The organism is Bradyrhizobium sp. HKCCYLRH3099 (assembly GCF_051167855.1).
GTDB lineage: Bacteria > Pseudomonadota > Alphaproteobacteria > Rhizobiales > Xanthobacteraceae > Bradyrhizobium.
In genome coordinates this window covers 63665-76283 of the sequence record NZ_JBNPTW010000029.1, presented here as the reverse complement: position 1 = coordinate 76283, position 12619 = coordinate 63665, and the positions used below count along the sequence as shown (strand labels likewise).

The window sequence follows — 12619 nt, the reverse complement described above, 5'->3', positions numbered from 1 at the left end:
TCCGGCTCCAGCATGGAATTTGAATCAGAAGTTCACCGCCTGGGGAATCCTGATTCCGGCAAAAAACATCATGTTCTGACGGCATTGTACCACTCTCTTGTACCACTGAGGAGCGGGCAAGCCGTTGATTTTGCTAATTTGCTTTGGCTTTCACGCTCTTAGAAGAGCGATGGTGCCCAGGAAAGGAATAGGGCGCTTCGGCACCAGGACCTTGAGTCCAAGGTAAAAAGCGGGTCAAATCCGCCCGATATGTCCGCGTTGAGCCTGTTATCGAGATCAGGCTGTAACATCCGCCTTGCGGGTGACCCAGACGATGCCAGCACGTTTGCGGCAGATGAACGCAAGGGACCCCAGCTGCCGCTGGCAGGTGAGCGAGCCAAGAGAGGCCGCGCCCTCCTGCGGACTGCATCCGGAACCGCATGAAATCAGCCTCAGCCGAGACCGGAGCAGCACCGAAGGCCGATTGCCACCATCGCCGCAACTCATTTGGCGTGTAGTAGAACACGTCGGTTCTGAGCTGCCGCAGCATAAAGTCGGCCCACTGCTTCGTGCTCTTGCCGTCCCGATAGTAGCCGAAGCCGAATCGATGCGCGGAGCGCATGTAGAGATGGGCGAGCACATCGGGCATGTGATGGACGAAATAGAGCCCCACATGCCCCTCAAACCATGACGAGCGGTCAGGAAACAGAGCCAGGAAGACCCCTCCCGGCTTCAGGACACGCGCAATCTCGGTCACCGCAAGCTCGGGATCTTGCACATGCTCAAAAACCTGGTTGGAGATCACCACGTCGAAGAAGCCGTCATCAAAGTCGAGGCGTCCATCGCGGAGCGCCCTGAAGTGCTCTGGCCGTTCCGAGGGCGGGGCATCGAGATCGGCTCCGAAAAACAAGTAGCCTGCCCGTCGTGCACAGATGACAACCTCGCCTCGCCCGCAGCCGTAGTCCAGGACACGTGGGCGCTCAACGCCTGATAGCGATAGTGCTCGCTGAAATACAAATTCGTGATTCGGGACCATGGGACACGCTTTGAAACATTATGCGTATCTATAGTCCATCGACTGGGTCTGCAACAGATCAGGACTTGACGTTCCCGGGGCACGGGCCCGCCTTCGATCTCGATAACCATGTCGATGCTGCTACGCTCTCCGACCTTGGGGATTGTCGCCTTCGCCTAGATTTGGAGGCGCCGATTGACAAATTGTCTTGCAGACATCGTGGTCGCGTGTGGCAGCCCGTCGATTTGATGGAGCCGCGGAGAACGCGCGGCCCGGCCGATGCCGCGGTCATAAGGTGGTCGGAAGCGAGTCGATGATTGGTGTCCGGTGAAGGCCAGCCGCTGGGTAGGCCTTGTCACGAAGCTTGTCATACGAAAAATCCGGCTCGCTGGTCTGCAGCCTGCAGACCATGTCAAACGACAAATCGGGTCTTCCAGTATGAGCGTACAAGGCCGTAAGGTATCGCAGCGGCGGTGCGAAGGTTGGGGCCAAGGCATGGCTCGCCTCCGCCAGGTGCACGGCTTCGTCGAATTCACCTGCCATGGTCCCGGCGATGCAGCCGAGCGCGTCGAGCTGATATCTGAACGGTGCGGGCCCTGCGATCTGACGCGCAAGAAGCGTGTGCCGGAAACCTTCCTCAGGCTTGCCCAGATAGCTCTTTGCAAGGCCCAGACAGGCCCATCCGATTGGATTGGCATGGTTCAGCTGGACGCTGCGCTCCGCCAGCTCGTACGCCGCAACATAGGATCGCCGCATCATGGCCTGGACGTGCGCGCTCAACCCTGCCACGTAGGAGTTGTGAGGCTCCATTTCGAGGCTGCGATACATGAAGCTCAGCGCCTCCGCCTCAATGGTTTGACGGCAAGTGTACTGACGTTCTGCAAGCAGAAATGTTCTCAGGTAAGCGCGCCAGGCCAGGAAAATTCCCCGTGGCTGGATCGTGAATGCCTCCGCAAACAGCTTGTCCGCAACGTCGAAATTGCTCTTGCCCAGACGATAGAGATGAAGAATGGCCGAATGGCACAGGCAGGCTGCGGTTGCTTCGTCGGAACGCCCAGATCCGAGGCGACTGAGCCGTTCGATCGCAAAATTGACGACCAGATTGACACTTCTCATGACTGTGGAGTCATTGAGGTCGGCCCCCGTCTGGTCCGAGAGCTGAATGGTCGAGGACCACGTCAGGGTGTTGGAAGGCAGCTGCAACAGCGCCAATCTGATGAGTTTCTCGCGATCCGATCCAACCACATCGGAATGTAGCGCGAGAGAACCGGGCAGCGGTGAGCAATCATCGGAAGCGCCACCGATGTTGCTTGAGCGCCGATCCACGATATCGGCGGCACCGAGCTCCGCCAATGTCTTTGCAATTGCATCGATGACGGTATCCGCTCTGACCGCTGTCTCGGCCGAACCGGTCTGAGCGCCACGGACCAGGATGATCGTGTTGCCAGACCGCTCTCGGACCGCATCCTTCGGAATATGACGCGCAGCCGCAGGCGCGACGGCGTCAGATGCATATGAAGGGCTGCGAAATCGCTGACGCTGATGGCGCAGCCAAGTCTCGAACTCCTCTTCAGCAATGTCAAAGCCCTCGAGCAACTCGCCGCCGGGATTGCGCGAGGCGGGCTCGAGGTCGGTTTCGAACAGCGCCGGATCGAGTGAGACGTTGAAGCTGTCACTCAGCAGGACGCCACGCGCACGACCCAGCGCCTTGCGAATCTCCATCAAGCTCTGACGAAGGCTGGCGGCGCCTTGCTCCTTGGCGCGGCTCCCCCAAAGCTGATCCTGAATCCAGAGGCGCGCGCGCCGATGTTCAGGCGACAATGCGAGAATGGCAATCAGAGCACAGGCCTTGCGGCCGCGCGGTGTGCAATCCTCTCCCGTGGCGCTCCGGACCTGGAACGTTCCGATGAGCTGTATCCGCAACTTCGAACCGGAGCTTACATGCATCGCCCGCAAATCCGCATCGAGAGACAGGCGCAAATGGCTTAAAATTATTGGTTGAAGTCAAATGGCATTCATCCATGCTGTCAACGTGAAATATCCGTGAAAGCCGTCAAATCGAATGCCGGAACCTTGACGGTGGCGGGCTCTGACCGGACCATTCCGTAGCGCGTGTAGCAATCACCAGAGGAGGCGGACGTGGCTGGGTTCAGCGGTGAGAGCGGAGAAAGTGGTGAGAGCGGCGAAAGTGGCGAAAGCGGTGAGAGCGGCGAGGCCGGTCGCCGCAGCTTCGCGGCGCGCGCCCGCGCGCTGATCTCGAGCCGGGAAGGTGTCGTGGGGTATTGGAGTGCGCCCGAGCGCATTCCCGCTCACTACCAGGCTGGGCCCGGTGCGCTCGATCGCTGGTCGGGCGATGTGAGGAGGCGGATTTTCGAAAGCGAGCTGTTGTCGGGGATCTTCTATGATGGTGCCGCGGATTCCGCGTCAGTGGAGTTCCGCGATCGCAGCGACGCATCGCCCAATCCGCTGGTTCACATGATCCGTCCGACCGAGGCTGATTTTGCCGGCCAGCTGGAGTTCGTATCCAATTACGCCGCATTGCGGGTGGAGCGCAGCGGCGAAATCGCAGCGCAGATGCACGATGTGCTGAGCTTTCTCGGGTCGGTTGGGTTTCTCAACCCTGGCCGCAGCCCGCGCACCGCCGAGCTGCTTGCCGTGCTGCTGCCGGTGACAGCAACCATCGAGATGCGGGTCAAGAACGCGTTGGTATGCCGGCGTCCGATCGAATATTCGCCGCAGATCCAGCCGATGATCCTCACGCCGGCGCACGGCTCCTTGCCGAGCGGACATGCGACCGAGGCGTTTGCCGCGGCCTTTGTCATCTACGCGCTGATGCAGACGGTCCGGACCGGCTCGCTCGAGATCGATGAGGGTGAGCAGACTTTCGTCCAGCTGATGCGCCACGCCGAACGGATCGCAATTAATCGCACCATCGCCGGCGTCCATTTCCCGGTCGACAGCGTCGCGGGAATGGTGCTCGGCCGCACGTTGGCCGAGTTCTATATCGCGCGCTGCTCTGGGGGTGGTCAGGTCGCGATGCGCAGCTTCGATGGCCGCGGCTTCGACGACGATTTCTCCTACGAGCGGGTCCTGGCGATGTCCTACGAGCGATCCGCAGAACCTCGTGCACAGCCCGAACTCGGCAGCAACAGGATCATTCAACGCTCCACCAGACCGTTTACCGTGCAGGGTTCGCCGCTGCTGCAGCATCTCTGGAATGCGGCGCTCGATGAGTGCCGTCTGATTGTCGGTTGAAGCAGGGCACGCCGATGACAATGGTTTGGACCAGATCCGGTGTCGATCGCTCAACTCCCTATCTCGATTGGCAATGGAAGAACAGAACGCCGGACTGCACCGATCCCGAGGGCTGGTGCCCGATGCACATTCAAGTCGTGCCCGCGGCCGACGCCTCCTATCTGCCGAATCTCCTCCGGTTGCAGCAGGCGGTCGATGACGGCCGGATGGACGATGATCCGGCGGGGGCGCTCACGATCCGCATGGCGGCGGATGAGTTTGATCTGCTGCAAACGCTGATTGCGGACATCAGAGAAGTTCGCACGCAGCGGCCGACCGTCCCGGTCGATATGCAGTTCTTCGTCTATCGACCGGAAACGATCGCGAACCGTTGGACGAGCGCTGCGATCAACGGGTTCTATGACATCATCGATATCGGGCCGCCGATCCGCGAACTGGGTGTTCGCCGCGAGCGCGGCGCGAGGGATCGCACGCCTTTGGCGCGGCTATTTACGCCGTCCGGCCAGGTTGGGATCGGCATCATCGACGGCGGTATTGCATTCGCAAACAAGCGGTTTCGCAACAGCTTGGGCCAGACGCGCTTCCAGGCCATCTGGTTGCAGGACATCGAGCGTCCATCCCCCGACCAGGGCGTCGCCTACGGTCAGCGGCTGCATGCCGCCGACGTCGACAAGCTCCTGGCGAGCGGCCAGTCGGAAGCGGAAATCTACCGGTCGCTTGGTCTCAATGATTTCCGCCGACCCGGTCGGAACGCTCTCGCATCCCGCCTTTCCCACGGCACCCATATCCTTGATCTCGCCAGCGGGTTCGATCCCGCCTCCGATGCAGGCAATGTGCGCGATCTTAGGCCGCTATTCGCCGTTCAGCTTCCTTGGGCGGTGACCGAGGATACATCCGGCGTCATGATGGGCAGCTATGTGCTGCAGGCGGCACGTCAGATCATGCTCTGGGCCGACATGGTTCACCCGACGCTGCCGCTGGTGATCAACTTCAGCTATGGGATCAGCGCGGGGCCGAAGGACGGCACGCATCACATTGAACGGACATTGTCACAGATGATCGATCGCCGCACCGAGCGCGGCGCGCCGACCTGCCTGGTTCTTCCCGCCGGCAACAATTATCGCGATCGCGCGACTGCGACGATGCAGCTCAACATGCTGGGCGGGGCCGGCTCGATCGATTGGGTGCTGTTGCCAGATGATGGCACGCCCAATCATCTCGAGATCTGGCTCGACGGCAACTCCGTCGCGGCTGCACTCTCAGCGCTGGAATTGACGATTGCGCCTCCCGCCGGTCCACCGTCGGTCTTTCGCGCGTTGGGCGACGGTGAGATGCATCTACTGCAATCGGACGGACGGCCGGTCGCCGGCATCTACCACGATGTCGTCCGGCCGGCCGCAGGCCGCGAGCGCGTCCGCATTCACATCGCGGTCAACGGGACCGGCCGTGGCGCATCAGCCCATCCCGCGCCCGCCGGCCGTTGGCGCATTGCGCTCACCAATGGATCCTCCGATGATGTCACGGCGCGCCTCTACATCCAGCGTGACAATACTCCGATCGGCCATCCGCTTCGTGGCCGGCAATCGCATTTCGATCACCCCGAAGCGTATGACCGGCGGCCGCTCGACGGCAGCTATCGCAACCTGAATGGCAATTGTCCGATCACGACGGCCGACACGCTCTCGGCGATCGCGACCGGGGCGGGCGCGCTGGTCGTTGGCGCTGCGGATGTGTCCCGCCTGCCGACGGATTACACGGCCAGCGGGCCCGCAAGGTCCCGGCAAGGCCCGGATTGTGCCGCCATCACGGATCTCAGCCCGACGCATTGGGGCGTGCTGGCGGCGGGAACATATAGCGGCTCGATCGTCACGATGCGTGGGACCAGTGTGGCCGCGCCACAGCTCGTCCGCCGCGTGGCAGACTATCTCGGTGCGGTCAATTCCGGTGCCGTTGCACCCGCCGGCAAGGCGCCGGACGACGACAGATCCCCTCCGCAGCTGTCCCCGAGCCAGGCGGCCCTCACCGCGATTGCCGACAACAGGGCGAATGCGTTGAACGCCATCGACCTGCTTCGTCTTGGAAGCTTCGTGCTTCGCGACAAGACCGACCAGGCGATCCCGAGGCGGACCTACTGACGACGAGGTGGGCGACGAAACGGTGTCGCACTCCTCCGTGCTCTGCGGGAGGGCGGCTGCTTCGGAATTGCTTGAGCCCACGGAAGCCCTCGTGCACCAACAGGGCCGTCGAACAACCTGATCCCATCAATCAGACGACGACTTCGTGACGCCGGCTTCACCAATTCGGGCGCAGCCTGCAGCGCGTCGAGACGATGTCATGACCGCCCTGCGACCCGTTGGGCGAACTCCTTTGATCACGATTCCTGCCTCTCCCTGCTGATTTAGCGGATCGATGACGCTCGCCTGACGGTCGTCTCACGCCGTTGTCGCATGCTCCCTCACGTTACAAGGCCTCGTCGCCGACGGACGCTGTCCTGCCCGCAGCCGATCGGACCAGCAGTGCAGATGAAGGGAGAGAAAGATGCCGCTCGAATTAGGCGATCATGTGTGGTTCTGGAACGGAAACATTTCCTTCGACAAGAACATTCCGCGCGCGCAGTGGTTTCCGGGATCCAACCCGAGCGACCCGAACGACTATCTTGGGCACGGCAAGGAGATCTACAACTACGTGATCCATGCTGACGAGATCGCGCGCGGCCGCCCGCATATGCGGAACTATGAGGGCAGCTTCGCCTGGCTCAACAACAATCCCGGAAACTTGACCGGTGTGCCCGGCGGCCCCGACTTCGGTCAATACGCCGGCAAGTTCAACTGGCACAACTTCCTGATCTTCCCGACCTGGGCCGACGGCTACAACGCGATCGCACTCCTGCTCCGCTCGCCGAGCTATGCGAGCCTGTCGATCCTCGATGCGTTCAGGAAATATGCGCCGGCGTCGGACGGTAACCATCCGGAGGAGTACGCCGACGCCGTTGCCGCGGCGCTCGAGGTCGATGTGTCGATGGTCGTCGGGGATCTGGACGATACCCAGATGCTCGCCATGCAGGACAAGATCCAGGACATCGAGGGAGCGATTCCCGGCGACAGCCTGGCGTGGGATTCCGACGAAATCCCCCAGGAAATCGCTGAGCTTCTGCCGAGCGGGGTGCGGCAGGCCCGCCGCCCCCAGGCGATGCGGGCCAACGGCGCAAACGGCTTCACGATCGACGTGTCGGCGCCGGTGGACATTTCGGGGTTCACGTCCGGCCTCGGTGGCCCGAACCAGGGCGGACATGGCGGACCGAACTGGTACATCCACTACGGCATGGACATCGGCGCGGAAGAGGGGACGCCGGTCTACGCAGCGTTCGACGGGCATATTACCAAATTCAAGCCGCATGACCCGGCAACCGACAGCGGCCGCGTGTACGGCGCACAGATTTTCATGCGCGCGCCGAACGACATGATGGGTGGCTTCTACACCCACATCACCGATGTTCCGGACGGACTGGGTGTCAACTCCGTCGTCTCTCGCGGCGACTATCTCGGCCGCGTGCTGCAGTTCAGCGGCATCCCTGCGCATCTGCATCTGGCGCTCGTCGAAATCATCGGCGGCGCTCCCGGAGGCCAATATCTCGGCGTTGATCTCTATCAGTTCTTCCTGAACCTCGAGACCTCCGAGCCGGACACGATCGTCCCGGTGCAGTTCTCGCAGGACGGATCGCCGCCGGAGCCGGTCCTGCGCACGACGCGGATCGGCGCGCTGTCGCCGAAGCAGACCGCGGTGCTGCTGCAGAGCAAGGGCAAGAGTTTCGTCGCCCGTGTCCAGCACCTCGGAACATGACGGCTTCGACGCGAAGCCGACCTCACCAGCACTGAGCAACCGCGGATGCCGCCCGTGACGGGCGTGCCAACAGATCGGAGCGATGACAATGGACAAGCGATACCCACGCATCACCGACACGGAGCAGCTGAAATCAAGCAGCGGTGCGGGCGAGCAACACGACTTTACGTCGGGACGGACGGCCATGGTCGACGCGCGCGCGACCGGTCGCGGTCGCTCCGCCCCGGCGCCGCGCGCGCAGACCGCGGCGGAGCAGCTGCCCGCGATGGTCAAGGACCCGTTCGACGCCACGCGCCTCGTCGACCTTGCCGCGGCATCCCTGCCCAACTTCAATCTCGTCGACGGTACTGTCGCGATCGCGACCGACCCGCAGATGCCGTTTGTCCTGTTCAAAGGCTACAACCCGGATACCTGGTTCTACGCCCCGCGATGGGGACGTATCGCGAAAGGACCCGACGGTGAACCGGCCTTCACGATCACCAAGAAGGTCCGCAACAATCCCGACGGGTCCAAGACCACGCTGGGAGGCGTGCTCAGCTTCATGGTCGAGCTCGTCGTCGAGCTGCCCAGTGACGATCAGCAGCAGAAGTGGACGAACCTGATACGAACTCTCTACCATCTTCAACCGGGATCCGGACGGTTCAACTTTCAGCCGCTACGTCTCACCGGCGGAAAGATGAACGTGTCCGGACTGGACATGTATGCGCGAGCAGGGCAGGCGCTCAAGAATGTCGATGTCGGTGCCTCGTCGTCGATCGGCTTTGCCGTCGAACTGACGCCCGACGGCGCGGATCATTTTGCGGCGATGCTCGGTGCGACGCCGATCCCCTTCCCGCCGCAAGTCGCGATCATGTTCTCGTTCAACTACCAGTACCTGATCCCGCAATGCGACATCCAGGCTCACGGCTACAAGAAGAAGGCCTATGACTATTTCTCCTGGAACGCGAAGGCGCGCGCGAGCTATTTCGGCCTGGTGAACGGCTCCTTCGACTATCAGTCCATCCGGGCAGACCTGCGCCAGCAGCAGGCGCTGGATGTGAGCATCGTCGGTTCGCCGCCGCAGGGCGTCGACCTGCAGAAGCTGCTGGATTCGGCGATGGACATGTTCATCAAGCTGGAGGTCGGGCAATGGATCAATCCCGATCCCAAGCCGGTGTCGGCGCCCGAGCCGGGCGGCTTCTTCGGCGGCGTGTCGGTTGCGATGAAGAGCGTCTCGCTGTCCGACAGCGCGCAGTTCGACGAGCATATGAGCTTCGCCGGGATCAACGAAGGCCTTCACCAGGTGTCGTTCAATTTCGAGCAGCAGCTCGGCGCATTCAATCCGGCGCGGCACCTGTTCATCGAGCAGGACGACATCAAGCTGCCCTTCAAGCTGGCGATCGGAAACAGCGAGAAGGTCAAGATCGTGGTCCCGTCAGCGAGCTACACGACTGCCACGGGCCCGCAGAACGTCCAGTGCGCGACCGTCGACGGCAAGAGCGGCGGCCTGACCGAGGGAGTGATCCAGTTCACTTGGCCCCAACGGCCGACGTCCGCGCAGATCAGCCTGCTCGTCAATTTCGTCGCGCCATTCGGGCCGGGCTACGAGTTCCGCCAGACCCAGCCCGTCTCTGACACCGGGGCGGCTTTCCTGTTCGAGCCCGATCAGTTCGTCCAGCGTACGCGCCTGTTCTTCGTCATCGCCGCGGTGGCGACCGACCCGTCGTCGAAAGCGCTGTTCAAATGGGAATGGACGCCGCCATCGGCGGGAACATCCGCGACCCCACGGCCGAAGGTCTCCGGCTATTTCCTGGTGACCACGCCGCCGAACGGCGACCCGAACAATCTGCCAACCTACGATATCGAATTCCCGTTTCATCCCAACGACTGGACGGGAGAATCGACGCCCAAGATCCAATACAAGGTTCAAGGTCTGACCGGGGAATGGCGTGACAGGACCGCGTCCGGCACCATCGAGATTTACGAGACGTCGCTCGCTTTCGACTGGAGTGGGACGACGTCGATTGGCAAGACGCTGTCGGTCCCGGCACTCTTGACCCGCGACGGCATTCCGGACCCGGCGAAGCGGCGGCGGTTGGCCGTTCAATTCGGTCCGGGGCAGAAGCTCGGTGCTTCGGCCGGTGGTGCTAGCGCCGGCGGAGGCGGCCGGCCAGGGCGCGTCTTCTCGCTCGGCTATACGCCGGACCGCAACCCGCGCAACCCGGAGCCCAGCCTTCACGAACGGGAGCTCATTTCAAGAGCGAACGCGGCGGCTTCCCGGCCCATGCAGCGCCGCTCTCCCGCGAGCTATGACCTTCGGAACGTCGATGGCGTGGACTACATCACGCCGGTCAGGGATCAGGGATATTGCGGGTCATGCGTCGCTCATGGGGTGATCGCCGCGGCGGAAGGCACGCTGCAGGTCCGGCGCAACGATCCGAAGCTCAATCCGGACTTCTCCGAAGCGCATCTGTTCTACTGTCTGGGCAGGAGCCACGGCCGGACCTGCGGCAACACCGTCGGTGGCCGAGAGGAGCCGAACGGCGGCTGGTGGCCCGGCGGAGCGCTGGATGACTTCCAGCAGACCGGTGTCGCCGACGAGGCCTGCTTTCCCTACCTGTCGCCGCCCTCGCCATTCGACCCCACGCCGTCCTGCGGCGTGTGCCAGGACTGGTCCGGCCGCGTGACCAGGATCGACAGCTGGGAGCTGCTCAGCTCGGCAGAAGACATGAAGACGTGGATGTCTGCGAGGCGGGGGCCGCTGGTCGCCTGCTTCTCGGTCTACCAGGACTTCATGGACTTCTTCCAGAACAACAACGATCCATCCGCAGTCTACCGCAAGAGCGCCAACGCAGGTGCTTTGCAGGGCGGCCATTGCATCTGCGTCGTGGGCTACAGCGACGCCGAGCAGTGCTGGATCTGCAAGAACAGCTGGGGTCCCTACTGGGCGGCGTCGGGCTATTTCAAGATTGCCTACGGCGAGGTGGGCATCGACGCTTATATGTGGGGCGTCAACATCGGCTAGCAGCAGCGGCCTGGGCGGTCTCGGCAGGCGCCGGGACCGCGTCGGCTGCTGCGCCAGCCAGACCTGGCAACGGAGAGTGCGATGGCCGAGCTGAAATTTTCCTCTGTTGACAACAACAAGTCGGTGGCCGCCAAGGTCGGCGACGACATCGTCATCTCCCTTCCTCAGAACGCGACGACCGGTTTCAGATGGGATCGGCTGTCGAACACGGATCATCTCGCAGATCAGGGCAGCCATATCGTGCCCGCGGTCGCCGCGCCTGCGGGCGGCAGCAGCGCTGCTGCCGTGTTCCGCTATCGCGCGAGGCGCGCAGGCCTCGCCACGATCACATTGAAGCTGTGGCGCGGCTCGGGGCCGGATGCTGCAGCGTACAAATTCACCCTGACGCTCGATATATCGAACTGAGCCCAAGCTGCGCCGAGCGCGCCGCGGGAGAGCCTCCGATGCATCATCATTTCGTCGATCGCTTCATTCCGCATTTCACCGATCGCCTCGTCGCGCCGCAGCACTCCGGCACGGGATCTTTCTCCGGAAATTACTTCGAATTCGATCTTGAGCTCGGAATCCTCGTCTCCCAGATGGATGGGTTTTCGCCGTCAGCCGACTTCGGCTGGTGTGAGGAACTGCGGGTGGAAAACGGAGCCGGCTATTGCCCGCTCGGCTTCACCCCTTACGACTCGTTGGATCGCCACCAGCTCGCACAGCTGAACTACACCCCGGAGGGACGCCAGCGATGGCAACCCGGCAGCGTGTTTGCGGTTCGAACGCGCTCGGGGAAATATGCCAAGGTCGAGCTGAACGAGCACTATCGATTTCGCTGGCAGACCTTCCCGGATCCGCTTTTTCTCGACGTGAAGATCGCGCTCGGCAGCGCACCGGCCGACTTCATTACACGCTACGTCGCCGAATGCGTCTACGATACGCCGCACGGCCGGGTGATTTGTTGCTCGGGGATATTCGGGCGGAACGGCGGGGTCCTGCAGGGCCAGGTCACGGACGACGGCTCGGCGTTTCCCGCCGAGGTGCTGATCTCCGTCGCCGTCGATTTCGCTCCCGCAACTCATCTCAATGGCATTGTCAGACAGTTCTCGGCGCCGGTGACGGATACGGGTGTCAACGTCTTGTTTGAGCCGAACCAGGTTCTGCAGGCCACGGCATTGACGCTCGATCTACGACCACCTGCGATGGTTCAGGACTATCTCCAGGTGCGCTGGGATTACAGCGTCATGGGTACAATCGTCGCCTCCGGCCATAAACTGCTGACGGGCGCTGATCTCGCGAACGTCGTCACCGAGTATGACATCACATTTCAGCCGAACCCTGAGATGGCCGACAGTCTCACAATCGAGATCGTAGGACGATTGCTGGGGATGGATATCATCCCCTTCGAACAGACCTTCGCGCTGCCTGAAAGCGCGCTGCTGCTGAAGTCTTCGTGGGACGGCATGGCGGCAGCTTACCGGCTGATTGCCGTGTTTTGATCGCCGGTGAGCGTGGCTCTCATCACCCTAAGCGCACCAAAGGAG

General features: G+C 62.4%; 8 protein-coding genes. 6 read left to right on the top strand and 2 right to left on the bottom strand.

Going from position 1 to position 12619, the window contains the following annotated elements:
- Positions 1–133 precede the first annotated feature (133 nt).
- Both ACQR1Y_RS33980 and ACQR1Y_RS33975 read right to left on the bottom strand, forming a co-directional pair.
- On the bottom strand, positions 134–1015 hold the full coding sequence (locus tag ACQR1Y_RS33980; protein WP_434879874.1) for a class I SAM-dependent methyltransferase: 882 nt from the start codon (positions 1013–1015) through the stop codon (positions 134–136).
- A gap of 267 nt (positions 1016–1282) precedes the next feature.
- Positions 1283–2941 (bottom strand): hypothetical protein, encoded by a 1659-nt coding sequence (locus tag ACQR1Y_RS33975; protein WP_434879875.1) that lies wholly within the window; start codon positions 2939–2941, stop codon positions 1283–1285.
- A gap of 192 nt (positions 2942–3133) precedes the next feature.
- Between ACQR1Y_RS33975 and ACQR1Y_RS33970 the strand changes: the two genes are divergently transcribed.
- The 6 genes from ACQR1Y_RS33970 (at position 3134) to ACQR1Y_RS33945 (ending at position 12574) form a co-directional block, all read left to right on the top strand.
- Entirely contained in the window at positions 3134–4249 is a 1116-nt protein-coding gene (locus tag ACQR1Y_RS33970) for a phosphatase PAP2 family protein (RefSeq protein WP_434879876.1), read from the top strand.
- Positions 4246–6384: a hypothetical protein gene (locus tag ACQR1Y_RS33965; protein ID WP_434879877.1), complete on the top strand. Its 2139-nt coding sequence runs from the start codon at positions 4246–4248 to the stop codon at positions 6382–6384. Before ACQR1Y_RS33970 ends, ACQR1Y_RS33965 begins: the two co-directional genes overlap by 4 nt.
- 403 nt (positions 6385–6787) lie before the next feature.
- Positions 6788–8089 carry a peptidoglycan DD-metalloendopeptidase family protein gene (locus tag ACQR1Y_RS33960; protein WP_434879878.1) on the top strand — a complete coding sequence of 434 codons (1302 nt, stop codon included), beginning with the start codon at positions 6788–6790 and terminating at the stop codon, positions 8087–8089.
- Between the two features lie 88 nt (positions 8090–8177).
- Complete coding sequence (locus ACQR1Y_RS33955) at positions 8178–11093, top strand: C1 family peptidase (RefSeq protein WP_434879879.1); 2916 nt, start codon at positions 8178–8180, stop codon at positions 11091–11093.
- Positions 11094–11174: 81 nt separating this feature from the next.
- Positions 11175–11498 carry a protease inhibitor I42 family protein gene (locus ACQR1Y_RS33950; RefSeq protein ID WP_434879880.1) on the top strand — a complete coding sequence of 108 codons (324 nt, stop codon included), beginning with the start codon at positions 11175–11177 and terminating at the stop codon, positions 11496–11498.
- Between the two features lie 38 nt (positions 11499–11536).
- Positions 11537–12574 carry a hypothetical protein gene (locus ACQR1Y_RS33945; protein ID WP_434879881.1) on the top strand — a complete coding sequence of 346 codons (1038 nt, stop codon included), beginning with the start codon at positions 11537–11539 and terminating at the stop codon, positions 12572–12574.
- Positions 12575–12619 lie beyond the last annotated feature (45 nt).

Excerpts from the sequence above, each read along its gene's own strand:
- ACQR1Y_RS33980 (WP_434879874.1), bottom strand. The coding sequence starts at position 1,015 with ATGGTCCCGAATCACGAATTTGTATTTCAGCGAGCACTATCGCTATCA.
- ACQR1Y_RS33975 (WP_434879875.1), bottom strand. The coding sequence starts at position 2,941 with ATGCATGTAAGCTCCGGTTCGAAGTTGCGGATACAGCTCATCGGAACG.
- ACQR1Y_RS33960 (WP_434879878.1), top strand. The coding sequence starts at position 6,788 with ATGCCGCTCGAATTAGGCGATCATGTGTGGTTCTGGAACGGAAACATT.
- ACQR1Y_RS33955 (WP_434879879.1), top strand. The coding sequence starts at position 8,178 with ATGGACAAGCGATACCCACGCATCACCGACACGGAGCAGCTGAAATCA.
- ACQR1Y_RS33950 (WP_434879880.1), top strand. The coding sequence starts at position 11,175 with ATGGCCGAGCTGAAATTTTCCTCTGTTGACAACAACAAGTCGGTGGCC.
- ACQR1Y_RS33945 (WP_434879881.1), top strand. The coding sequence starts at position 11,537 with ATGCATCATCATTTCGTCGATCGCTTCATTCCGCATTTCACCGATCGC.